Source organism: Paenibacillus sp. AK121 (assembly GCF_019042715.1).
GTDB lineage: Bacteria > Bacillota > Bacilli > Paenibacillales > Paenibacillaceae > Paenibacillus > Paenibacillus polymyxa_C.
Map to the genome: position 1 here is coordinate 190,618 of NZ_JAHPJM010000004.1, position 25,190 is coordinate 215,807.

Here is a 25,190-nt window from a genome sequence, read left to right on the forward strand (position 1 = left end):
TTAAAATGACTTTAATATGCATCCTTGGAGCCCAGCAGCACACGGAATGTTTTCAGCATGATGATCATATCCGTGCGAAAACTGCGTCTAGATATGTACTCCAAATCCAGTTCTACCATCTGGTCAAAGCTTAGATGATTACGACCGCTGATCTGCCATAGTCCGGTGCAGCCCGGTGTGACCGTCAGACGCAGCTTATCCCTCATGGTGTAATCATGAACTTCTCTTGGCAATGGGGGTCTGGGTCCTACAAGGCTCATATGCCCACGCAGTACATTGAAGAGTTGCGGTAGTTCGTCGATGCTCGTTCTGCGAAGAAAGCGGCCCACACGGGTAATTCGGGGATCGTCCCGCATTTTGAACATCGCACCCTCAATTTCATTTTCCACCAGCAATGCAGACAATCTGGCCTCGGCATCAGACACCATTGAACGAAATTTGATCATGCGAAACGGTCGCTCATGTTTACCAATACGGATTTGATAAAATAATGCACTTCCTTTGGGGTCCTCCAGCTTGATCAACAAAATGACGAGCAGAAATACCGGGCACAGTACGATGATTCCAATAAAAGACAGTATAATGTCCATACTTCGCTTCACGAACGGATATACGCTCCATCCTTGTCGTCGTTCAAGCCCATGAGCGACCGAATATACATCCACTGACGCGCTCAGCACTTTGGCCTCGTTCGAGCGGGAAGAAGACACGTCTCATCACCTCACTCTTTATTGATAAATATTATTTATCCATTGTTAAAAGAATTTTATATACTCTTATTTCCCCCGATTTATTCATGTCAGATTGCGTTCCTCCATACCACGCTCGGCGCGGCGCTTCACGTTATTGAGCACTACACCCAAAATGCGCGCCTTTACTCTTTCCAAATTTGCCTTCGCCTTCTTAACGACATCCTTTTTGACCTTCCCTGCCTGCACTACCAAAATGACACCATCACACATGGCACTTACAATGAGGCCATCCGGAAAAGACAGCAGGGGTGGCGTATCCATCAGAATCACATCATAATGTTCTTTGAGCTCAACTAGTAGAGCCTTCATTCTACGGGAACTGAGCATCTCGGACGGATTGGGTGGATTCGGTCCAGCCGTGATCGCATGCAGATGATCAATCCCGGTTTCCTGAACCACATCCTGCCATGTCTGTTGATTGGCAAGTACCCGTGTAAGCCCTGTATGATTGCGCAAACCAAACATATGATGCAAGGAGGACCGACGCAAATCCATGTCCATAACCAGCACCTTTTTTCCTTCTTGTGCATAGGTTACAGCTAAATTGCTAATCGTGACTGTTCTGCCTTCACCCGCCTGAGCGGACGCCACCATCATCACCTCAATCGGCTCGTCTATAGAAGAAAACTGGATGTTAGTGCGGAGCATGCGGTACTCCTCCGACACGGAAGACTGAGCATGCAAGGATGTAACGAGCTGATTATTGATTAATCGCGGCATATTGTCCCTCACCTACCTGTTTAGGAGTTGTAGTAGAGCTGTCAGAGCGTCTATCTTCTTTTTTCATTTTTGTAATCAGGGATAGGGTAGGCAGACCAAGTTCTTTTTCAATATCTTCCTCATTTTTAAATGTATCATCCAATACCTCCAGCAAAAACGCCAAGCCTATTCCCAGCAATAAAGAAATGGCAAAAGCAATAAAAATCTGTATAGCGGGATTATTGTTCACGGGAACTGCTGGATCATTCAGGCTGGCTTCGCTTAGGATGGTGACATTGTCCATTTTCATGATAGAGGGGATTTGCCGTTTGAATACTTTGGCTACCGCATTGACGGTTTTCACAGCCTTTGTATACGACAAGTCGCGGACTGTTACATCCATGACCTGTGAGTCACCTGCGGTGTTCACTCTCAATTTTTGCGCCAAAGCTGACGGAGTAACCTTGAGATCGGGGAAGCTGGCGACCACCTGGTCCATAATCGCCGAGGAGATCATAATTTGCTTATAGGAGTTCGTTAAGGCTATGTTGGTTTGCACCACACTGTAATCGACGACACCTGCACGGTCCGGTCGTGGCGTCTGATTAATAATGAGCTTGGCGGTAGCTTCATAAACCTGCGGGGTAAAATATACATTTTTTATGCCTACTACAGTACACACCAGCAGTACAATGCTACCAATCAACCACATTCTTTTGCGGATCAAACGGATGTACTCTTTCAACTGCACAAGACCAGTCCTCCCTGCTTGACTTGTTTTCGATGAATAACGCTTGTACTGATCCTCTGCATGACGGGGAAAAGAACGATGCATGACCCTCTAATCTATAGTAAAATGTTGTATAATAGCGCATAGAAGGTCTAGCCAGCGAATAAGCACAAAATGCTCAATCATCGTTGGCCTCTTAAGGGTATATAAATGAAGATATCAGTGAAAACTATGAAATACAGATACGTTATGTAACTTACATAATTAATTTATGATACAAATTGTATCTTGTCAAGCGCAAAATTGCTTTTCTTACCTCTCTTAACCTTGCCTTCAGGAGGAAAAACAGATGAATTATGGAACCCGCATCGCTGAATTACGAGAACATAAGGGACTAAAACAAGAGGAATTAGCGCAATCCCTCGGAATTACGCGGGCGGCTCTTTCTCACTATGAAAAAAATAGACGCAAGCCAGACTTTGAGACCCTGACCAAGCTCGCTGATATTTTCGAGGTAACCATCGATTATTTGGTGGGACGTACGAGCCACCCGACAGCAATATTGGATTCAGATGTGAGGGAATTTGTGGATCAGCTTGAACTGTCCGACGAGAATATCCTGCAACGTTTTAACCTGACGATTGACGGACGCACCTTGTCTGAGGAAGAAGCCAAACGTTTTATCGCGTTTGTTCGAATGGAACGAATGATGGAATAAGGAACGCGCCGCTGCTTGATGTTTTGCTCAAGTAGGACCAGCAACTGAAAATTACACGCGCTTGTCTTTCCGGTACTTCGTTCTATCAGCATCGCCCTCCAGCCATTCTGGTGTCGTGATCCCACATTGGAGCAAAATGTTCCGGATGTCCAAGTGGATGGCTGCTTTGCCTGCTTTCCGTGCGTTGTCTCGAAGAAGAGGGCCATTCCCCCCCTAATTCTGTTTCCTTGTTCATTCAGCACTAACCTCACTTTATTAGTCTTGGTCACCGGAAAGAAATTCCCTACAAACCATGTATGTATAGTCATGAACAAAACTATTATATATGAATACATACCTGCAATGTTGTCGTCTTATGACGAGAATATAAAAGGATTTTCTTATTTTTTTCTCCATTATACGTAAAGTATTGGCAATTCAGAACGATTTACAAATAAAAAAGAACCTGTCAGGTCCTATTTTCTCCTGATAGGTTCTTTTTTGCTTTCTTTCGGAATGATGTTAGATATTCATGAGGTAAGGTCCTATATGCATTCCGGTGTAACTAAGCAACCTCGGCTGCCTGAGAAACCTGAGTACCTCCGGTCGCTCGGACTTTGTAGACATAATGACTTCCAGCTTTTACGGTGCGGTCCGTATACGTGCTTCCTTCTACTTGCGAGGCAATCACCTGATAGGCACCGTCTGTACGGTCAGCACGCAGCACATCATAGGATGATATGCCTTCTGCTTGAAGCCAATTAATCTTTACCGCCCCATCCTGAATTGAGGCTGCTTTTACCTCTGTTGGGGCAGAGGCCGTGGTTTGATCTGTACTTTTTAGTTCCAAAATATATTGTACCGATTCGCCAGGACCCAGCTTTTCTTCGAAATCAAGGGCAGGAGAAGCCTTGAGACCTGATATGGATCGCTGCGCCTGAGAGTAGGTGGAACCCGCTCCGAAACGTTCCCCCGTGTACAAGCCAGCTTTCGGCATCGTTACCCGCACACGAACGGTCTGCGTTGTGGATTCAAAATTCACTAGGTTCACCAGCAATTTGTTCGAGGTAGCGCCGCTACCTGACAGTGGTTTAAGCTTGGATGTATCCACCGCGCGAACATAGACCATCTTATCCTTCGTCTCCTCTGGATTCAGTATGGTATAAGTCAGCGGTTTACCATGCGTAGCATACGCTAGACTCAAGCGTCTCATGATCTTAACGCGAGTGTCCTGTCCTTGCCCAAACGGATAAATTTCCGTGTTAGCCGGGTTGTGACTTTGCAGATCAAAGCCCGTTTTAAACAGCGTATAATCCTTATAAAAAGCAGCGTGCTGGATAAACATATCGGCAAACCCGATTTGCGATCGCATAATCCGATCGAATGCAGCTGCTTGTGGCTGACTAGCCCCGTAATCAGGATTGTCTCGATGCGTATCGTTAGTACCAAACTCCGTGTTTAGCATCTTTTTCGCCAGTCCGTTGCTCGAACCACCGAAGGTTTTCAAATTCTGAACGAAGCTGCCCCCGCCCTCTTCATTATACGATTCACCGTAGGCATGTCCGTTGGTCAGGTCGGTGACTTCTTCCAGCTGTTTACGCTGCGCCGGGTCCCGTTCCCATCCATCCGGATCACCGCATTTTTGCGTACCTCCGGTTTGATTTTTGCACGCCTTGGTAGAGTATGTCGGCCAGTAGGCCCAACCCGGCGCTACGGTTTTGAGATGCGGTGCCAATTGCTTGCCTTCCGTATTCAACCACTTAGCCACAGCCAGGTCTACCGCCTTGGAACGGTTAAACAATCCAGGTTCGTTATCTACTTCATAATATTGAAGGTATGAACCGTATTTTTTTACATAATCACGCAACTTTTGCTTGGCCGTCTCTGGCAGAGTACCATCTTTTTGCAGCTTGATATCACCTGTGTATAGATACAAAGCAGACGATTGCATATTATACTGCTTTAACGTTTGATAGTAATCATCCACATCTGTGCATGCCTTGCCTACATTACTGGCACAAGTTACCCTCATGACGTTGCCACTATAAGCAATTCCCAGCCATTTGAGAACGTAAGGTAGATGCTTAACTGCACCCTGATCATAATAAAATTCTTTATTATTCACATTCGTACCAGTCAGTATATATTTCCCATGTACTGGTTCGGCCGCAGGGGAAGCTAACGTCTCCAAGCTCAAGTCATCCCAAGTCCACCACACATTTTTATCTTCTGCAGAGGAGCAGTATAGGCAGCGCGCTGTCTTTAGCTTGAGTACGTTAACACCGCTTTGCAATTGTTCTTTGGGGATATACAGCTCGTAGTTATTTTTGAAGTTATAGGTACTCCCAGTACCGGATACCCCGGCAATCTGAATAATTCCAGACAGCTGGTGATTTGAAAAGACAGCCATCTGCGGCACCGCTTTGCCCGCATCCAAAATCCGAACACGGAATATCATACCATTGGGAGGAACCTGATTCAGTTTATACTGAAGTGACAGTTCTGGATTCGTGGATGCATTCAAACCTGGAGGAATATCACCACTGCTGAGCAATACCGGAACTGTTGTACTCTCTGCTTCCGACAACGCCGAGAATGTTCCTTTAGCAGAGGATTCAGTAGAAGCTGCTGCTCCAGAAATTTCGATATTATCCCTACCGACTACTCCTTTAAATTCCGCTGAAGAGTCATCCCTCTGGCCCAGCTTCCATACTGGACTGGCCGCCGCTACCTTATCCGTCTGCAATTCTGCACTTTTTGAAGGCGTGTATATAAACCAAGCGATCATGGCTAGAGCTGCGACACCTAGTAATCCGGATAATACGACCGTATACCTATGGGTCAACCATTTTTTCATCATATGATACACCCTCTCTCCTCAAAATTTATGACCGGGAAAGAGTATCTATCAAGGAAGAAACAAAGCGTTTCCGGGAACCACCGCTTTCGCTTCATGCTGACTTTCCCACATCAGACGAGCCATCGCATCGCCTTTTTCATCATAGTATTCCACTTTTAGATCTACCATTTTACCTGCTTCCAAAGCAATACTGCCTTTACGCTCTGTCCAGCTTTGTTTGAACCAACTGTCAATCACCAGCTTGCCGTCTACCCATACGCGAATACCATCATCGGATATCGTTGTAAATGTATAGGTCTCGCTGTAATGTGGTTTGATTTTACCTGTCCAGCGAACCGAGAACTGGTCGGCATTTACCTTGGGATCAGCAGCAACGGCGCGCCAGTTATAATCCAGCTTGCTGTCTGTACGGATCAAAACAGGACTGCCGTTCACATTCATATTGTTAAAATATTCGCCCCGCAGCCCGTTCACATATACTACATCAGGAACAGAAGGAGGAGTCGGAGCTGGGGGTACGATTACTACTGGCGGAACCGGGATAGGCTCACTTTGTCCCTCATCCGGTAAAGTCGGCACATCTGCCCCAGGTTGTTGGATTGCTGCCAGCCCATTTTTCACATCATCCCGTGTCAAACTCCTCGAATCGTTCATATAATCCTGTATTTGATTGGTTGTGTTATTCTCAGTCAGCATCTTGCCCCAAGTCATGGAATACACCCATTTGGGCTGTGCCTGCAACACCTCAGAGCTAGGAATCTCACCATGCTCGCCAATGGCAATCGGCTTATTCCGTGCCAACCCGAGCAGTCCTTCATAATGACTTTGCTTAAAATCATTGTTGTAGATGTCTACTGCCAAAATATCCACTTTGTCATCCCCCGGATATTTCGGGGTATACGGGACAGTGTAGGAATTGGGAGCATTGGGACTCCACACCCACAGCAGATTGTTCAACTGATGCGTGTTTACAAAACGGTCGTACATGATATTCCATAGCTGATTGAAATTGTTTTTGTTTCCCCACCAGAACCAGTCACCATTCATTTCATGATAAGGTCTCCACAATACTGGAACACCTGCATCACGAAGCTGCTTTAACGATACAGCGACCTTATCCAGATCGGCAATGAGGAGGTTATACTGCGTAGTGCCTGGTGTCACGTATTTATTGAACTCCGCCTGACTTACTTTCGCCTGCACATTGGCCCAAGTCAGCGGTCTACCCGGCAACGCTTCATGAAAAGTCATCGTCACAATGCCACCAGCTCTGCTCCAACGAATAGCGCTATCGACGACATTTTTACGTTGTGCTGCTTCTGTAGTGTCGGATTGACCAGAGATGGCTCCCATCTCATAGCCGTGCAGACCCACATACGCCTGGCTGATTTTTTGGACCTTGTTGCTTAATTCATCTGGACTTTCCAAATAATCATGCTGACCAGTGACTGTTTTCTTTCCAGAGATGCTGAGTAAATAATTGTATAGTTCACGGGCCTGAGTAGAAGCGTCCGAATTAACAGGTTGTAATGAAGCGGCATTCACCACAGACAGAGAATCACCAAAGCCGACGGGAAACAAAGAAAAAAGTATAACAACGGGGAGTACATGACGTATCAGTCGATACAGAGGAATAAAATTGAATCTCACTTTAGCTCTTCCTTTCGGTAGCCAGGCTGCCATCCTTACGGGAAGGCCCTTTAGCTTTGCGTACCAGTCTTTCGACAGGGCTGCGTTTATCGTTGGAAGGAGTTTGGATTCCTTCTTACCCTAAGTATCGACTTTTTTTTACCAAAATTTAATAGGTCATGTTCATGAATTTACAGGTTTTCGCCCAATTTCGACAGTTTGGGCCATTATTTTTCATCAAATCTTCTTTTTTACGTTTTTACGCAAATAATTACGAGATAAATTGATGACGAGAAATTTCATTCCAATCCATACAAAAGCGTACAATATCCTCTTCAACCAACTCAGAGCCAGTCTGAACTTCAATCAAATCCACATCGGTTACAGCCAAAATGCTATGCTTCGTCCCTTCAGGGATGCGAACTACGTCACCGGCCTTCACTTTATGCAGCTTCTCATTCAAAATAATTTCCGCTTCGCCGCTAATAATGGTCCAGATTTCACTTCGTTTGAAGTGAAGCTGGTAGCTGATATTTTTACCTTTGTGTACGCGGATTCGTTTGGTCAGTACCTCATTACCCTCGTCATACTTTACATAGTCTACAACCCGATACTGTCCCCAACGACGTTCTTCATACATTGGACGCTGATCATGAGCCTTGAGCACTTCCTTGATGCGTGGACTTTCTGCCTTATTGGTCACAAGAATGCCATCTGGGCTAGCGGCTACAATCAGATCATTCGTTCCAATGATCGCCACAGGAATGTCCAACTCATTAATAAGACTCGTATTGACGCAATCTTCCGTTACTACCCCTCTACCCACTTGCTGATGAGACATCTCTTCTGTGAGTGTATTCCAGGTTCCTAGATCCTTCCAAAAACCATCGTACGGAAGCACCACGATGTCTTTTTCCTTCTCGACTACTTCGTAGTCAAAGCTGATTTTTTCCAGAGACGCATATTGTTTTTGCATTTCTTCATAATTCAGCGGCAGGCCCTTGGATGCCAAAATATCCAGCAAATAGCTTAATTTGAATGCAAAAACCCCGCAGTTCCATAGAGCATTGCGTTCCATTAGACGCTCCGCCTGCTCCCGGTCGGGTTTCTCTTGAAAATGGCTCACTTCGCGGTAGCCTGTGCTACCTTGAGTGGCATCGTTTTTCGGAATAATATAACCGTATTTCTCTGAAGGATAGGAAGGGACAACCCCGATTAGTGCAAGCTTTCCTTCACTCTCCTGAAGTGTATGTTCGAGTTGGGCTACGGAAGCAAAGAAAGCATCCTCTACATAAGGATCTACAGGCAATATAGCTATAATTTCATCAGGCGAAACACCCGCAATGGAATATAGATAAGTCGCTGTCAGCGCAATCGCAGGAAAGGTATCTCTGCGTTCCGGCTCAACAATGATGCGCGTATTCGATCCGATCTGACTCTGGATCATTTCGACCTGCGCTCTCCCTGTCGCAATAAACGAGGATTCGGATAATCCGTTGTCTCCCAATTGTCTCCATACCCGCTGTACCATGGATTCCGAAATCCCTTCCGGGCTCTCCAGGACCTTCAAAAATTGTTTGGAACGGGAATCGTTGGATAACGGCCATAATCTTTTACCGGAACCACCAGACAAAAGTACGAGCTTCATAAATCTCCACTTCCTCTCTATATTGGTTGGTGATCGAATGGGGCAAGGTTGAGTGACCCGCTACGGGCTGGATTTGATCTTATGATCGCTGTTGGACCGGGATTCATTCGATTGTATAAAATCGTATCAAGGTTTGAATCCCTGTCCAAAGGCGAACGCTATCGCTTCTCCAGATTCAAATCCATTCCTGCGCTACTCAAATATGCATCATATCGATCATACCTTGTGGTGCAAAAGGCACGACCGGACATTATTAAGTCCGGTCAGCCTGTTAAAATCTCACACTTTCGGCGCTTGCCCGCTGTGCTTGCAAGCTTCTAGTAATCGAGGTTTCGTAACGCCTTGCCAAGATTGCTACGACAACTGCAATGGCGTCTTAATCGGAAGGAGCGGCTTCAACTGTGCCGCTCCTTCTGATACGCCCTTCTACTCCCATCCCATAAGGTGGGAGATTAAACATCGTGACTCTATGCGGTAAAAGCAGCGGAGCGGGCAGAATTGTTCTGAAGAAGCGTCAGCGTTTGCCTTTATCCCCGGATTTTAACCTTGGAATGTTTAATACAATCCAGAAAATCCGGGGGTAACAGCAATCGGAAGAACAATCTGCACGCGCAGCGCCTTCAGCGCCTCCCACATCACCACAGTCACTTTTTAATCTGTCACTTTTAAACTTCCACTTTATCTCTGTTCCACCCACTCATCCGCGGACGACCCACGGAGTAGTATTCCAGCCCGGAGCCTTGGATCTGTTCCTCGGTGAATACGTTGCGACCGTCAATCAGAACTGGCTTGTGTAGAATGGAGCCCAATTGCACGAGATCAACTTCTTTGAACTCTTCCCAATCCGTCAGCAGGCACACAGCATCGCTTCTTTCGGCGGCTTGCTGCGGGGAGGAGCACCATATAATATTCGGGTGATCCACGCGCTCCTTGAATTTATCCATCGCAATGGGATCATACAGCTTGACAATAGCACCTGCCTGAATGAGCGTTTCTACGATTTCCAGTGCTGGAGCTTCGCGGATATCATCTGTATTGGGCTTGAAGGCGAGGCCCCAAATGCCAATCGATACGCCGTTTAGCTGACCCAGCGATTCACGCAGCTTGGATACAATCATAAAGCGCTGGTCGGTATTTACCTCTACCACCGATTTTAACAACTTAAATTCATAGTCTACATTACCCGCAATTTGGATGAGCGCATTCGTATCTTTCGGGAAGCAAGAGCCCCCGTATCCGATCCCTGCTTGCAGGAAAGAGGAACCAATCCGTTTGTCCATGCCCATACCTTCAGCCACACAGGTAACGTCCGCGCCAACCTTTTCACAAATATTAGCAATCTCGTTAATAAACGAAATTTTAGTTGCCAGGAACGCATTGGAGGCATATTTGATCATTTCAGCACTGCGGATATCCGTCACATAGATTTTATCCGTGAATACCTGATGCAGAGTGACCATTGTTTCACGCAAACCTGTATTGTCCAAACCAATAATGACGCGATCTGGATGAAGCGTATCATTGATGGCTGAGCCTTCTCTCAGGAACTCCGGCGCGGATACAATATCAAAAGACAAACTCGTATGACGAGCCACTACGTCCTTAATCTTTTCGTTCGTTCCGACAGGTACGGTACTCTTAGTCATAATAATCTTGTACCCGTTCATGGCTTTCCCGACATCGGCGGCCGCCTGTTCAATGTAGGACAAATTCGCCTCGCCGTTAGCCAGTGAAGGCGTACCTACCGCTAAAATGACGATATCCGAGCGACGTACCGCATCGGCCAAATCCGAGGTGAACTCTAAACGGCCAGCTTCCAGATTCAACGCGATCAATTCTTCAATACCTGGTTCATAAATCGGAGATTCCGCACGGTTCAACATATCGATTTTGTACTGCTCCAGATCGACACAAATTACCTCATTACCTTTTTGCGCAAAACATACACCCGAGACGAGTCCAACGTATCCAGTACCGATTACAGCCAGTTTCATTCCGTTCATCCTCCTTTTAGAAAGTTCACATAGGCTTGTTCTACATACTTTTTCAATTGATCCTTGAAGTTATCTTCATCAAATTTGCGGGCATGGGTAATGATATCGTCCACATTCCATGCATGTTGCTCAACCTTTTCGACGGCCTCCAGCACATCGTCTACTTGATGCTTGCGGAAAAATACGCCGTTCACATGAGGAACAATCGTATCCAGCGCTCCCCCACCCTGAAAAGCGATAACGGGCCGTCCGGCCGCATTCGCCTCCAAAGGCGTAATACCAAAGTCCTCTTCCCCCGGAAAAACAAGTGCCCGGCATTCGGCCATCAGCTTGTTAACCTCTTCGTCTTCAAGCCTGCCGAGGAACTCAATGTTCGGGGCAGCCATGGCTTCGAGTCGTTTACGATCCGGTCCTTCGCCAACGATGCGTAGCTTAAGACCGTTACGTTTGAATGCCTCAATCGCGAGATCAATGCGCTTGTAGGACACCAAACGAGATACGATCAGATAATAGTCACCGATGCTTGTAGCACGTTTAAAACGGGATGTATTGATAGGAGGAAAAATAACATCTGCCTCCCGTTGGTAATAGTGCAGAATTCTCCGCTTGACGACGGAAGAATTGGCGACAAACTGGTCTACGTTGCGAGAAGTTTTGGCATCCCATGTTTTCAGCCTGTTCATGTACAGCTTTAGCATATTTTTGAGCAGGTTGGATTTGGACTGCCGGGCCATATATGTATCGTAATCCCAGGCAAACCGCATCGGTGTGTGACAGTAACAAATGTGAAACGTATGTTTGGGTACCTGGATGCTTTTCATAAATGCGCTGCTAGAGCTTAAAACAATGTCGAAATCCCTAAAATCAAAATCACGGATAGCGATGGGATACAGCGGCAGCACTCCTTTGAAGTTGGCCTTCACTCCTGGGATGTTTTGTAGCCAAGTGGCTCTAATATCCGCATCCTTCAAGTTGCGCGACAGACGCTCGTCGCTGAACACCGTTGTGAAGATGGGAGCCTCCGGATACATATCATGGAATACCTCTACTACCCTTTCCGCTCCGCCCATTTGGATTAAGTAATCATGTGCTATCGCTATTTTCATCTGAATCATCCTTTAACGCGAATGTCGGTCAGACTCCTGCCAACAAACCCTTATAGTAATGAACTATATCCTTAACAGTGTTCTCGATGACAAAATGCTTCTTGACCCGTTCCATCCCTCTCTCACCCATCTGCTGACGTTCCTGTGGATGCTCCAGCATCCAGCGGATGGCTTCTTCCAGCTTGGCCGGGTCTCCCGGTTCAATGAGCAGCCCGGTTTCATTGGGTACCACCGTTTCCTTGGGACCACCTTCGTTTGAAGCGATCACTGGCAAACCTGCAGCCATGCCCTCAATAATGACCTGACCGAATGGTTCCGGTGTAATGGAGGTATGAATTAGCAGATCACAGCGCTGCATCAGACCCTGAATGTCGTCAACGTGTCCCATCAGATTGACGTTGGTCAACCCATATTCGCGCATCGTGGATTCCAATCGTTGTTTATATTCCTCTTCTCCGAACAACGCATCTCCAGCCAGCCAGAATTTCACACGCTGATCTGGTAAAAAAGAACGTGCCGCTTCCAGTAAAATATGTTGTCCTTTCCATTCCGCCAATCTGCCGACCAACACGACGTTAAACGAGTCATCGCCACGCAATTGCGCAGCCGAATCACGAGCCGTAATCGCTTTGGCAAAAGCGGAGTAGACGACGAGCGTCTTTTTGTCCGGGGGTAATTCCAATGCACTCAGCGTGGATTTGGAATTGGCAATCACACCGTTAGGCAAAAAGCGGGACATGAGCCGAATCCCTTTGGCTACAATCGGCTTCAGATACGGCGGACCGATGTGGTCACGGATATGCCAGATCAACGGCAGCTTCGCCGATTTGGCGGCTACTGCACCATACAGTGCAGATTTGAGTGAGTTCGTGTGCACACACACGACTTTTTCCTCGCGCAACAATGGTGCGAGTTTCCTGCCGTAAGCCAGCAAGCGAAAGGCTGCTGCAGGCGCACCCAGATTGACGGCATTTCGTCCCCGATTACGAATCGAATCATCTAGTGGAACAATGCGCACATCAATATCACGCTGCCGAAGCCGATCCGCCAAATCGCCCTCCTCCGCCAAAATAACGAGCGGGTCGATATGTTCCCCGATATTCGTCAGTATGTTATACAAAGCAACTTCGCCGCCGCTCCATCTTGCCGTATGGTCAATATAAGCTACTCTCATCATTTCGCCGCCGCCTTTCTGTCAAGGACCTGTCGGAACACCTCTTCTACCTGTTCCGCTACATGTCCCCATGTATATCTGCTCAGGACATGGTCCCGGCATTCCCGTGCATTCGGTAGAAGTTCACGATGATCCAGCACACGCAGCAACCCTGCAGCAATAGCTTCACTGTCCGTCCCTTGGAACAATAGCTCAGGACGGAATCCTCTTAAGATTTCCTTGTTGCCGCCTACAGGAGTGGCCAACACCGGTAGGCCCGAGGCCATCGCCTCAACTGTGATCAGACCGAAACCCTCTAGTGCCTGTGTTGGCACAACAAACAAGTTCGAGGCTTGATGGTATAGGGGCAGCTCCTCATCCGACACATAACCAAGCAACCTTACATGGTTATGAAGATTGTATTCCGCCACCTTGGAAGCCAATTCCTCCATCAAGGGCCCCTTTCCACCAATCAGCAGCAGATGATCAGGGTGTCGCTCGGTTACTCGCCGCCATGCTTCGAGCAGCTGTAGCAGTCCCATGCGATTAACAAGACGACGAACGGTTAGCACAATCGTCGCATTTTGCGGCAAATTCAGCCGCTTACGTACAGCCTCCTGATCCTCTGCCGGATGAAACCTTTCTACATTCGCCGCACCAGGAATAATATGAATTTTGCTAAGTGGTACTTTATAGTGCTCGTGCAAAATATCCCGAAAAGTCTCGCTTAGCACTATAAATTTATCCGCCAGACCATAAGCTTTCATTTCAATGGATTTGGCCAACGTCGTTTTAAGAAAATGCTTAATTCCCTGTCCTTCAATCTTCATTTCCTCCGTCCACGGTCCGTGGAAGGTGGTAACGACAGGGATTCCTCTTTTTTTCGCCTCCAGTGCCGGTCCGACACTATAGGGAGCAAAATGGGAATACAGCACATCGATCGGTTGCTTGTCGAACAGTTCTGCTGCATATTTTTGCATCAGCTCTCGGCGCTTCCAGATGGATTGCTGCTTGCTGCCAATCGAATGAATACGAATACGTTCAGGCGCCTGAGGCTGCTCATCACTACAAATTAGAGCATCCAGCGTATTGCGCTCTAGCGTAAGCTGCTCACAGATGGATTTGAAATATGTGTTGAGACCTCCTGGCTGTAAGGACGGCCAGCTCAACCCCGTTGCTGCGATACGAAATCCGTTATTGTACGACATAGCTGGTTTCTCCTTTCTGCTCGGTCTGTCCGCCATCCACGACTTCTATCTTTTTTCGCCGCTTGGTTAACTCATAATGCTTGAAACAGACGAGAAACTCATACATCACCCAGAAAACGGCTACAGCAAAACCCGCTAACCCCTTGCGGTATAAGCCTTGAACAAAATACTTCTGTACAAAGCGGGCGGGGGGCCTCCACAACAGTCTGGTAATTCGAAAGGATCTTCCTTTGTTAAATGCCGTCTCTGCTTCCAGATCTGTATATTTGTTAAAACGGGTCATATGATCACTGATGCTGCGGAATCCATAGTGCCATAACACGCCCTCCAGATTGATGATCTGAGAAGAGGCTACATCTGGCATTTCATGAACAAGACTATTCGTAATGCCATAAATTCGCCGATTGTACAAACGAACCAAATACTCGCCTTTGTTCATCCATTTGCCGAGAAAATCGCCAATGCGAAATACGGAATAGGCTTTGGCCGGATCGTGGAGCGTTTCCTTTACTTTCAATAAGTCACCAAGCAACTCTGCATCCACTACTTCGTCTGTATCAATCAGGAAAATCCAATCAAATTCCGCTTTATCAACACCAAACATGCGCTGTTTGGCATAACCGGGCCATGGGTTGGAAAACACCCGACAGCCCAATGATTCAGCTACCTGAATCGTATTGTCCTTGCTCCCTCCGTCAATGACGACGATATCGTCCGCAAAGGGCTGGCAGGATTTGATGGCAGCTGTAATTCGAATGCCATCATCCTGAGCGATAATAACTACGGATATCCGGTTGTCCGCGGGAACGCTAGACATGTGGTTCATTAGCGGGTGCCTCCTTCTTTATCTAACCGTTAACTGGCTTTTTCCGGATGTAGTGTGACATCGTTGATCGGAGCCATTGAAAATCTTGTTTGGAAATAACCAGTCTTGGAATTTTCATTTTCAGAACGAACTTAACATTACATAAAATGAAAACGAACCGTAAAATCCCCGAAGACAGCATTGCTATCCCTGCACCCGTCAATCCATATCTCGGCACGAGTATGGACAGCAATGGAATGACGAGCGCCAATCCGACACCCTGTAGAATGGTAACCAGTTTGGGCTTACCCAACGCCATAAATTGTTGTGCCAGCACCATGGTACCTCCACTGATAGCAACCTCAAGCACCAGAAACCGGAATACCGTAAGCGCTTGTTTAAACTCTTGACCATATAACAATGTGAATACGAACGGAGCAACCAGCATTAACATCACCGCAGCCAGAAAGGTTGCCGTTGAAGTCACTCGAAATGCCCGAAATGTTATGGCCACCGCCTCTTCCTTATCCAGCCCGGAGGCTTTGGGAAACAGCACGACAATGATCGAAGTTGAAAATACATTCACCATCCGGGCCAGGCTGACCGCTACCGCATATAAACCGAGATCTGCAGGTCTGAGCAGACCCGCAATCAAAATCTGGTCAATGTAAGTGGAAACCTGCCCCATGAGATCATTCCCGTATGAACCCATACCGTAGGTAAAGAGATTTTTAAATTGCGTCCAGCTGTTCTTCACCTTTGGTTTGTACAGCCGAATCATTCGTATCGTGACACCGATATAGATCGGCAAGCCTGGCAGTAAGTAGGCCAATGCTGAGGTGTACGGATTCATCGTTCCCGTTAGGATCAGAATCGCCAGTCCAAGCAGCGTACTTAGTGGTACCAGATACCGAAATAAATTGTACTGTTTATATTCCGAGCGAACCTGAAGCAATGCATTATTGATCTGTGAAATCGCTATGAGTGGACACATCATCATGGAGCACTGCGCGAAAAGTATGACCGATGAAGAAAAAGAGCGCAGCCAATAAGGAATTAGAAATACTCCGATGAGTGTCGCCATCCCCCCGAACACCGTAGCCAGCAGCAAGGCCAGACCATACAGCTTCCCCGTTTCCTCAGGTTTCCTTTTGGCATTGTAAATCAATGCAGATGGAACACCGAAGCTCATGCAGAAGGCAAGAAATTGGGACCAGTTCACCATCGCTGTCTGTTCTCCGCGTCCAGTAGGACCCAAGAATCGTGCCGTCAGCACACCAGTCAGCATATTCACAACGAGAATCAGCATACTGAATATCATCGTTTTTACTGCTGCAGAGCTGTTATCCTTGCTTTTGGCAAACCGAATCACCGTGGACCATAGTGTCCGGACAGGTGCGGATAATGCTTGTAAGTTTTGCACAGCCTTTACCTTCTTTCCGCGATGACATCTTTTGCCCATAGTCCTATTCCGATCATCATCCAGATCAAATAGCCGCGCATACCGGGGAAACCATTATCCGATATGAGACTGGCTACAGCTCCGGCCCATGTAGCCAACGCCAGTCTGATATAAGGCTGACTGGAATTCCGTTCGGCAATACGGACGAGAAGGCGCTTGATGATAACGAACAGACCACCGAAGAAAAAGAATGCTCCGCAAATACCGAAGGTGAGGAAAATGGCAATATATCCATTATCCATAATCCCAAGTTCACCGAGATCGCCGCCGTTATCAAGCTTGGTTCCGATTCCTACACTCCCGATCCCCTGCCCGACCGGATTGCTAGTAATCGCCGGAAGCATTGTATGCAGTAGATCCAAACGTTCATTGTACGAATGATCCTGTTGAATATCTGTCAACGTCTGCATGCGAGCCACCAAACCTTCTGCCCCCGGAAGTTTTGGAACGATGATGTAGAGAAGAAGGCCGACGATAGCAAGTTGAAACAGAGTCTTCCACTTTCCTTTGGAGGATGAGCTGAGAATGTAAGCCAGCAACATGACGAATGCAATCAGCCAGGCTGAACGTACGAGCGTGACCAAAAGACAAACAACTGTTAGCAGGACTCCAATCCATCCCAAAGTGCCTCGCCACCGTTTCTCCATCAGCATCGGTACAAGTGCCATTGCCAGGAAAATAGCGCATGGGCCGGGCGAGTTCATGGAAGAAAACACTCTGATTTGAAGCGGTTCTGGCACCCCAATGGAATTCATTTCCACATGATTCATCCAAAATGCATCCCAAGGAGGCACCGTCAAGTACTGAATAATGCCGTATATCGCTACAAGAACAGCAATGTTGGCGTATGAATACAGCAGTCGGTCCAGCTCCTTTGCTTTCATTGGCTTAATCGCAAGATAAGGCAATAGAAGCAATGGAACCACATAATTGGCCAAATCATAAGCAAAAACAATACCATTTTTGAATAACCCGACCACACTTCCGTAGGCCAATTCTATGCCGAAAAATACAGCAATTCGGGTTAATGGCTTTTCCGCCAGATGAATACCCCGCAGCACAGGAATGATCAGCATGCTGCTTACCAGCAGCGGCGCCACGCTCAACAAGGAAACCGAGTGATACGTTCCCTCCAACCAATCTGCAATGCGGCGGATTTCCGGGCCTACTGCCCACACCACCAGTGTGTAAGAAATCAGTAGCCGTGATTGCAAGATCGCCAGCAGGAAGGCCGGAAAAACGATCGCCAGCAATATGGCTCCCTGCTGGCTCGTGGTGGGATTCATCTTGGCGCTGACAAATCCGATGGCGAGTGGCAGCATACAAGCCAGCACCCCCATACCAATCATGCCGATTCCACGCCGACTTCCTAGCCAGAAGGAAATCTGCTGATCTGCCAACCGACTCATGTTTCTCACCCCTGGCCTCCCTTCATCCGCTTCCGCTTGAACATCTCTTTAAACAGCAGAACGAGGAACTGGGAATCCTCAATCAAATATCTTTTCCACAATCGTTTAGGCTCCTGAGACAACCTCCAAAACCATTCAAATCCTGTCTTCTGCATCAGCTCCGGTGCTCTCTTTACATTCCCCGACAGGAAATCAAAGGTCGCTCCCACCCCAATCGAAACTGGAGCGCGGTAAGTCTCATAATATCTGTAAATCCATTTTTCCTGCTTTGGTGCTCCTACACCTACAAAAACGATGTCTGGGCGAGCCTCTTGGAGCAACTGGATAATGTATCTGTTCTCCTCTTCGTTTTTCTCAAAGCCATAAGAAGGAGAATAGCAGCCCACCACATTCATGTTTGGATAGGATTCCTGGAGATTAAGCATAGCCTTCTCAGGAATACCGTCAGCTGCACCCAGAAAAAATAAACGATAGCCTCGATCCTCAAATGCCTCTCCCAGCCGGGTGAACAAATCGGAGCCTGACACCTTTTGTTTGAGGGGCTTTTTCAGTAACTTAGACGCCCAAATGATAGGCATTCCATCAGCCACTACAGCTCCGGCATCCGAATATACCTTGCGGAATTCATCATCCTTGCGAAGCTTGATCACATGATCGACATTACAGGTCAAAATGTAGGAATGACGCTGATGCTCAATAGAAGTATCTATAAATTCGAGTAGATCATTAAAATCGTAATTATCAAAGTTGACATCGAACATGTTCACTCTGCTCATCGTATCACTTCTCTTTGCGAAAATCGGTTTGAGTAGATGTTTGGTATAATGCATTCAAATACCAGCAAAACGGAATAATCATCTGAACCGTCGACAACGTATTATCTGAAAACGAGTAGATCAAAAAACCTGCAATTAAAGTTGCAAAATAAGGTTTAATAGACTTGGCAAGTGACCGGTAAATAAGAGCGAACACAATCAGTAATGAAAGCATTAAGAGCCCGCAACCGATATATCCGGTATCAAAATAAAAGCGTATATACTCGTTATGCGGTACAACAAAACCATTGAATAACGTCCCGTCGTTCGCAACCGTTACCGCGCCAAGTCCTCTGCCTGACCAAGGGTAATCATGTACTCTGTTCAAAAAATATTCCCATGCCTCCGAGCGTCCCGATAGGTCAATGCCTGTGTCGGTCTCCCGTTCGAAGGAGCGTTTTTTTAAATTGTTCCATTGCAGGGCCACCGCCCCCAGAGCAACCAAAAACGATCCGGCCAGCGGTAGCAAATAATTGACTTTTCCCTTGAGGTATTGACGGGCAATATCAAACAGATACACAGCAAACATTAATAACAATGCCAGAATCGGCCCACGTGTACCGGTGGCGATCAGGATTAAAAAGTTCAGTGCCAACACCGTGTAATAAAAGGCAGCTTGCCTAGGTTTGCGCTTGACCTCAATCAGCGAGACGGCAATTCCGAGAAAGGAGAGCATTGCCAAATGCGGCGGTATATTCGCTCCTTGTACTCTGACTGCGCCCGTAAATTCCACATCCGTAAATGAATGCAACCCTAAAACCTGCAAGCCTAATCCAATGACCACACTAATAATCGGCAACAGGCTGATCAACCGAATATGCTTTTCCGCCACATCCTTTTTCCACTGGATCAGTAAAAAAAAGAAGGGCAGTGATAGTCCCACGAACGCCTTGACGGCAATCGAGGTCGTTAACAAAGGCAGCCATGCTGAAAATCCAAATGTAATCCCCAGCATGATCACCAATGCCCAGACTGGATAGCTGAACTTGAGACGAATGCCATATACGAGCATGCAAGGCACTAGCAGAGCCAAGATGCCCAATTTGTACAATGACAATATCTCAATGCCGAACACGCCACCCTGATACAGAGAATCGACCGAGACCGCTGTGCTTAGCAAAACTGCATAGCTGATGCGCTCTGGATGATGGATAGAGACAGCCAACAAAAGCAGTAAGCATACCGCTGCAATACTGACCACAGGTTGATAGGTAGCTGCAATTCCTACAGCAAGAGCGCCTAGTAGAAAAATAAAAACATGCTGTATGGTGTTTATTCTGGAAGTCCAAGGATAGTTACTCATGTTCAATCTTTCACCCCGCAGCTGACTCGCTTTTCCGGTTGCGCAGTGTATCCAGCGTTCCGCGGATATTTTCAAGCCTGCACCGGTTCAACAGCTTCCTGCCCTCAGTACGTGCCAGCAGGGAATCCACCGTGATGTATAACACTTTGGCTGCCACTTTTGCCATCAGCATCGCGTTGCCGCGCAGACCTGTAGCCTGAGCAGCATTAGACATACCCTGACAATAGTAGCGATTCATAATCCATTCTCTCGTTAAGCGTGAAGCCGGAACAAAATGTTCTACAGCCATGTGTGGATGATACATAATCGTTCCACCATTTTTACGGATTTGCTCGAATACCCACGATTCTTCACCAGATAGTAGGATATCTCCCTTTCTGCCCAAGTGAAGCGGGAACATGACGGCGGCGAAAGCCGTTTTGCGCATAGCCATATTCGCTCCAAATGGATTCAGTCCCGCCGGATATTCACGAACGGATTTCCCCAAATCAATAATCGTGTAAGGCAGTTCAAGTGGCCCTGTCAACCAGTTCGGCCGTTCCGTTTCAAACTTAGGATCAATTTTCCCACCCATAGCCGTCAGCTCGGGATTGTTCCCAAAGGCCGACATAATCGTTTGCAGCCATGTAACACACGGAATTGCATCATCATCCAGAAAAGCAATGACGTCTGCTTTTGATAACGTAATGCCGGCATTACGAGCGGCAGACAGTCCTTGTTCGCGCTCATAATGATACCGAAGATGAATGTCTTGGCCATGTGCAACGGTAAATCTTTTGATCGTTGCTGCTGTATGATCGGTAGATCGATTATCGACCACAATGATCTCAGCCAGTGCAAGGTCTTCCAGCTTCAGCAGAGACATTAACGTTTTCTCCAGCAGGTCCGCCCGGTTATAGGTGCAAATAACGACGGACACTGCGGGACATCGCTTAAATGCATCCATCAGTAAGCATCCTTGGAGAACAGCATTTTAACGCCTGTTTTCATGATGATTTTCAGATCGAGCCACGTATTGCGAACATGAATATACTTCAAATCCATTTGCACCATTTCTTCGAAGCCTACACTGTTACGTGCGCTCACCTGCCAGTAACCCGTACATCCCGGCGTTACAATCAGACGTTGCTTGTCATAATCGGAGTATTGCTCAACCTCGCTGGGCAACGGCGGGCGCGGACCGACTAAAGTCATGTCTCCAACCAACACATTCCACAGCTGCGGAATCTCATCAATACTCGTCTTGCGTAGAAAACTGCCAATTTTCGTGATCCGAGGATCGTTTTTAATTTTGAACATGGCGCCGCTCACTTCATTCAGCTCCATCAAGTCCTTTTTCAGTTCCTCGGCATTGGACACCATTGAACGGAATTTATACATATCGAATAACTTCTCATTCTTGCCCACCCGAGTTTGCTTGAAAAACACACTTCCCTTTGGGTCTTCGAGCTTAATCAGAATGGCCACCACTGCAAACAGCGGGAGCAAGACGATTAAGCCCACGAAAGACAGCAGCATATCAAGGAGGCGTTTTGTGACCAGGTAGGACGTTTTATCCTGAATTTGTGTATTTCCGTATGGCATGTAAAACGCTTTACCTGACATGACAGCCTCGCCATCCTCCGGTAAATTTTCCATGCTCATGCTGACGTACCTCCTCTCAACCCACAGTGGTTGCTTTCTCGGTCTTTTTCAGCCATTCATTCATGGCCTCCATAACCGGATACTTCAAATCATCGCTGGCAAGTGCAAATTCAAGAGTGGTTAAAATATATCCAAGACGTTCACCTACGTCATAACGCGTGCCTTCAAAGTCATAGGCGTATACACGTTCACTCTGATTCAGCTTTTGGATCGCATCCGTCAACTGAATTTCGCCGCCAGCTCCTTTTTCCTGAAGATCAAGATATTTGAAAATTTTCGGCGAGAACACATAACGCCCCATAATAGCCAAATCGGATGGGGCTGTGCCTGGAGCCGGTTTTTCAATAAAATTATTCACTCGGTACAATCGTCCGTCCTGTTGGTCCGGTTCAATGATGCCATACCGGTTCGTGAATTCCTGTGGTACCCGCTGCACGCCGATCACAGAATTTTGTGTTTCCTCATATTGATCCATCAGCTGGCGCAGGCAAGGTTTTTGACCTGTTACGATATCGTCGCCCAACAGCACACCAAATGGCTCGTCCCCGATAAAGCGTCTTGCGCACCACACCGCATGTCCCAGACCTTTCGGTTCTTTCTGGCGAATGTAATGGATTTCCACTCCCGAAGAACGCTGTACTTCCTCCAGAAGCTTCAGCTTACCGTCCTCGAGCAGCTTTGATTCCAACTCAAATGCGTTGTCAAAGTGGTCCTCAATGGCACGTTTACCTTTACCCGTAACGATAATAATGTCCTCGATACCAGAAGCAATCGCTTCTTCCACGATATATTGAATCGTAGGCTTATTGATAATCGGAAGCATTTCCTTAGGCATTGCTTTGGTAGCAGGGAGGAAGCGCGTTCCCAATCCTGCTGCTGGAATAATGGCCTTTTTCACTTTTTTCATCATCGCACTCATTCTCCTTGCTTCATCGAATTTTGGTGTTGCTTACTTCACCTGATTCATCACAATTCCAACCAGCGTCGCGCTAGCCTGCTCCATGAGTTGCTTTGTTTTGCGTAGATCTTCCCGTTTGGTCCGGCCATGCTTGGCAACGAGAATCACACCATCCGTCAAGCCTGCAATCAGGCGAGCATCCGTATAATTCAGCGCTGGCGCCGAATCGAGTAAGATGATGTCATATTCACGTTTAAGCTCTTCCATCAGCTCTGCCATACGTTCGCTACCGAGCAGATCTGCTGCGTTATACAGACTGTCCCCACCAGGAACAACCGATAGCTCCAGTCCACCATGCCTAACGATAGATTTGGAAGAAGCCCCACCGCGCAAATAAGCCGATAGACCTCCGGTATTCTCCATACCGAATATCTCGTGCAGCGCTGGTCTATGCAGATTGCAATCCACCAGAGCCACCTTCTTGCCTTCTTGAGCAAAGGAAACTCCGATGTTGGCGATCATTGTTGTTTTTCCCGCTCCGCTTTCCGGCGAGGTTAACAAAAGAACCGTCCCACGGTCCTTTTGTCCGATCACCTGCTGCCGGATGTATGTACGGAGGGATCGAAATGATTCCGAGATATACGATGATGGATTACTTTCTGTAATCAACATGTCATTCAATCGCAGCATATTTACGCTCCCCTACCCGTTCTTTGGAATTTCCGGCCACTCCATCGATGTCCTTCTTGCGAATGACGGGAATCGATGCAATTACAGGAATGCCGATGTCTGCATCCGCTTCTTTTTCCGTACGTAGCGTGCCGTTAATGCTTTCCAGGAACACAATCGTGCCCAGCGCAATCATCAGCGATACGAGAAAACTAATCGCAATATTCATGAGCGGATTCCCATTAATCGGGTCAGGATTGGCCTGCGGGTCCGCTTCATTTAAAATTTTCACATTATTTAATTCCATCAATCCAGGAACCGTCTGCACGAATTTCTGGGTTACTGCGTTTACAACCGCTGCGGCCTGAGGATAATTCCCTGCCTCAAACGTCAAGCCAATCACCTGACTTTTATCCGAGGATTTAATCTGCAGCTTCTCTGCCAACTTTTGCGACGTCAAATTGAACTCAGGATGAGTCGCTACCACAGCGTCCATAATTTTAGGCGAAGTGAGAATTTGCTTGTAGCTTTCCACCAAATTAAGACTTGTGTTGACGTCATTCAGATTGTTACTCCCCTGCTTGGCGGAAATATGATTAACCAGCAGTTGGCTTGAAGCGGAGTAGACTGGCTTTACGACATTGTCGCTCACAATGTAAGTCGTTACGCATGAGAGAATGACAAAAATCGCAATCAGCCACAATCTTTTTTTGATTAGGACTAGATAATCCAAAATGGTTTTCTCCACAAAAATCCTCCCTCCCACACAATTTCTCTTCTTATTTTAAGTATGATCTAATTGTAACAATCCGTTGTATAGACGACATGGAACCGAACGGCACTTTCTCCCTCACTACAGAGGAAGGGGGATGTATACTTTTGGACACGGCATGGTATACTTTTGTACCATACTTTGTCGATTATGGTAAATAGAAATGAAAAAAACCTCAAAACCACCAAAGTTGGTGATTTTGAGGTTTTCTCTATGCCACTTGCATATAAAACTACTGCGTAGCTTATGGGGTTAGCGCATCATCATATTGGTTGGCTCGTACTTCGCTAGACCAATCGCATTGGCATATAATGCTGCCTGCGTACGATCTGCCAGTCGCAGCTTGGCCAAGATCTGACTGACATGCTTTTTGACGGTGAACTCACTGATAAATAAACGGGATGCTATTTCACGATTGCAAGCCCCTTGCCCCAGCTCGACCAGCACTTCTTTTTCCTTTGGTGTTAGGTCGTCCGTGAGATTGCCCGCATCTTCACGTAGCTTATTTTCGAGAATAGCCGGATCATAATATTTTCGTCCTTTGTTGACAAGATGAATCGCGTAAATTAATTCCTCAGGCAAAGCCTCCTTAAGCACATAACCGTCCACAGAGGCTTCCTCCGCTTTCAGAAAATCTTCACGTGTTGCAGAAGAGGTCAGCAAAATAAATTTGCTTCTGAACCCGCGTCCGCGCGCTATCTTGATAATATCCAGACCTGATTCATCAGCTAATTTCAAATCCAGCAGCACCAAATCTGGATCCGTTTCCTCGATCACTGCAAGTGCTTCCTGTTGATTCTGGGCCTCTCCCGCGAACTGAACATTAGGCTGCATGGATATAACCGCAGCGAGTCCTTTCCGTACTAAAGGATGATCATCGACAATGACAATTTTCATGATTCGGCCTCCTGTCTACAGTTCAGGATTTGCATAATCC

23 protein-coding genes and 1 riboswitch are annotated in these 25,190 nt (G+C 46.9%); of the genes, 2 read left to right on the forward strand and 21 right to left on the reverse strand.

The annotated features are described in order from the left end of the window. Positions 1-11 precede the first annotated feature (11 nt). The 3 genes from KSP24_RS09710 to KSP24_RS09720 all read right to left on the reverse strand — a co-directional run bounded on the left by KSP24_RS09710 (position 12) and on the right by KSP24_RS09720 (position 2,202). Positions 12-710, reverse strand: a complete 699-nt coding sequence (locus tag KSP24_RS09710) for a sugar transferase (protein WP_129548849.1) — start codon at positions 708-710, stop codon at positions 12-14. A gap of 84 nt (positions 711-794) precedes the next feature. Continuing rightward, positions 795-1,472 carry a CpsD/CapB family tyrosine-protein kinase gene (locus KSP24_RS09715; protein WP_025678062.1) on the reverse strand — a complete coding sequence of 226 codons (678 nt, stop codon included), beginning with the start codon at positions 1,470-1,472 and terminating at the stop codon, positions 795-797. After that, positions 1,453-2,202, reverse strand: coding sequence for a YveK family protein (locus tag KSP24_RS09720; RefSeq protein ID WP_013369832.1), 750 nt, complete (start codon positions 2,200-2,202; stop codon positions 1,453-1,455). The genes KSP24_RS09715 and KSP24_RS09720 overlap by 20 nt, the downstream gene beginning before the upstream one ends. 328 nt (positions 2,203-2,530) lie before the next feature. Here KSP24_RS09720 and KSP24_RS09725 point away from each other — a divergent pair, with 328 nt between their 5' ends. Then, on the forward strand, positions 2,531-2,899 hold the full coding sequence (locus KSP24_RS09725) for a helix-turn-helix domain-containing protein (RefSeq protein WP_013369831.1): 369 nt from the start codon (positions 2,531-2,533) through the stop codon (positions 2,897-2,899). A 544-nt stretch (positions 2,900-3,443) separates the two neighbouring features. Here the strand turns inward: KSP24_RS09725 and KSP24_RS09730 are convergent. From KSP24_RS09730 to KSP24_RS09740, 3 genes are all read right to left on the reverse strand, one after another. Then, positions 3,444-5,738 (reverse strand): hypothetical protein, encoded by a 2,295-nt coding sequence (locus tag KSP24_RS09730; protein WP_216975025.1) that lies wholly within the window; start codon positions 5,736-5,738, stop codon positions 3,444-3,446. A 48-nt stretch (positions 5,739-5,786) separates the two neighbouring features. After that, a complete protein-coding gene (locus KSP24_RS09735) occupies positions 5,787-7,388 on the reverse strand; it encodes a glycosyl hydrolase (RefSeq protein WP_216975026.1) in 1,602 nt (533 codons plus the stop codon). Positions 7,389-7,401: 13 nt separating this feature from the next. Beyond that, positions 7,402-7,483: riboswitch (cyclic di-GMP riboswitch) on the reverse strand. Between the two features lie 155 nt (positions 7,484-7,638). Then, complete coding sequence (locus KSP24_RS09740) at positions 7,639-9,015, reverse strand: sugar phosphate nucleotidyltransferase (RefSeq protein WP_013369826.1); 1,377 nt, start codon at positions 9,013-9,015, stop codon at positions 7,639-7,641. Between the two features lie 48 nt (positions 9,016-9,063). On the opposite strand from KSP24_RS09740, the gene KSP24_RS09745 reads away from it, so the two are divergent. Continuing rightward, entirely contained in the window at positions 9,064-9,336 is a 273-nt protein-coding gene (locus KSP24_RS09745) for a hypothetical protein (RefSeq protein ID WP_216975027.1), read from the forward strand. 344 nt (positions 9,337-9,680) lie between these two features. Here KSP24_RS09745 and KSP24_RS09750 read toward each other — a convergent pair whose 3' ends face one another. The 15 genes from KSP24_RS09750 to KSP24_RS09820 all read right to left on the reverse strand — a co-directional run bounded on the left by KSP24_RS09750 (position 9,681) and on the right by KSP24_RS09820 (position 25,150). Continuing rightward, positions 9,681-11,009 carry a UDP-glucose dehydrogenase family protein gene (locus tag KSP24_RS09750; protein WP_013369825.1) on the reverse strand — a complete coding sequence of 443 codons (1,329 nt, stop codon included), beginning with the start codon at positions 11,007-11,009 and terminating at the stop codon, positions 9,681-9,683. 5 nt (positions 11,010-11,014) lie between these two features. Then, positions 11,015-12,115, reverse strand: coding sequence for a glycosyltransferase (locus KSP24_RS09755; protein WP_058829110.1), 1,101 nt, complete (start codon positions 12,113-12,115; stop codon positions 11,015-11,017). Between the two features lie 28 nt (positions 12,116-12,143). Beyond that, complete coding sequence (locus KSP24_RS09760; protein WP_013369823.1) at positions 12,144-13,292, reverse strand: glycosyltransferase family 4 protein; 1,149 nt, start codon at positions 13,290-13,292, stop codon at positions 12,144-12,146. Next, entirely contained in the window at positions 13,289-14,476 is a 1,188-nt protein-coding gene (locus KSP24_RS09765; RefSeq protein ID WP_013369822.1) for a glycosyltransferase family 4 protein, read from the reverse strand. The genes KSP24_RS09760 and KSP24_RS09765 overlap by 4 nt, the downstream gene beginning before the upstream one ends. Then, complete coding sequence (locus KSP24_RS09770; protein ID WP_013369821.1) at positions 14,463-15,302, reverse strand: glycosyltransferase family 2 protein; 840 nt, start codon at positions 15,300-15,302, stop codon at positions 14,463-14,465. Before KSP24_RS09770 ends, KSP24_RS09765 begins: the two co-directional genes overlap by 14 nt. 22 nt (positions 15,303-15,324) lie before the next feature. Beyond that, a complete protein-coding gene (locus KSP24_RS09775) occupies positions 15,325-16,704 on the reverse strand; it encodes a lipopolysaccharide biosynthesis protein (protein ID WP_014599533.1) in 1,380 nt (459 codons plus the stop codon). A gap of 5 nt (positions 16,705-16,709) precedes the next feature. Beyond that, the gene (locus tag KSP24_RS09780) at positions 16,710-18,152 is read right to left on the reverse strand and encodes an O-antigen ligase family protein (RefSeq protein ID WP_026065389.1); all 1,443 of its coding nucleotides are present in this window, start codon (positions 18,150-18,152) and stop codon (positions 16,710-16,712) included. A 5-nt stretch (positions 18,153-18,157) separates the two neighbouring features. Then, entirely contained in the window at positions 18,158-18,928 is a 771-nt protein-coding gene (locus tag KSP24_RS09785) for a WecB/TagA/CpsF family glycosyltransferase (protein WP_014599532.1), read from the reverse strand. 4 nt (positions 18,929-18,932) lie between these two features. Next, the gene (locus KSP24_RS09790) at positions 18,933-20,270 is read right to left on the reverse strand and encodes an O-antigen ligase family protein (RefSeq protein WP_013369817.1); all 1,338 of its coding nucleotides are present in this window, start codon (positions 20,268-20,270) and stop codon (positions 18,933-18,935) included. 10 nt (positions 20,271-20,280) lie between these two features. Further along, positions 20,281-21,216, reverse strand: a complete 936-nt coding sequence (locus KSP24_RS09795) for a glycosyltransferase (protein ID WP_216975028.1) — start codon at positions 21,214-21,216, stop codon at positions 20,281-20,283. Further along, positions 21,216-21,914 carry a sugar transferase gene (locus tag KSP24_RS09800; protein WP_013369815.1) on the reverse strand — a complete coding sequence of 233 codons (699 nt, stop codon included), beginning with the start codon at positions 21,912-21,914 and terminating at the stop codon, positions 21,216-21,218. Before KSP24_RS09800 ends, KSP24_RS09795 begins: the two co-directional genes overlap by 1 nt. Positions 21,915-21,930: 16 nt before the next feature. Continuing rightward, positions 21,931-22,821: a UTP--glucose-1-phosphate uridylyltransferase GalU gene (gene galU, locus KSP24_RS09805; protein WP_170973153.1), complete on the reverse strand. Its 891-nt coding sequence runs from the start codon at positions 22,819-22,821 to the stop codon at positions 21,931-21,933. Positions 22,822-22,863: 42 nt separating this feature from the next. Then, positions 22,864-23,502: a CpsD/CapB family tyrosine-protein kinase gene (locus tag KSP24_RS09810; RefSeq protein WP_013369813.1), complete on the reverse strand. Its 639-nt coding sequence runs from the start codon at positions 23,500-23,502 to the stop codon at positions 22,864-22,866. Beyond that, on the reverse strand, positions 23,486-24,229 hold the full coding sequence (locus KSP24_RS09815) for a YveK family protein (protein ID WP_013369812.1): 744 nt from the start codon (positions 24,227-24,229) through the stop codon (positions 23,486-23,488). The genes KSP24_RS09810 and KSP24_RS09815 overlap by 17 nt, the downstream gene beginning before the upstream one ends. Before the next feature lie 276 nt (positions 24,230-24,505). Then, the gene (locus KSP24_RS09820) at positions 24,506-25,150 is read right to left on the reverse strand and encodes a response regulator (RefSeq protein WP_013369811.1); all 645 of its coding nucleotides are present in this window, start codon (positions 25,148-25,150) and stop codon (positions 24,506-24,508) included. Between the last annotated feature and the right edge of the window lie 40 nt (positions 25,151-25,190).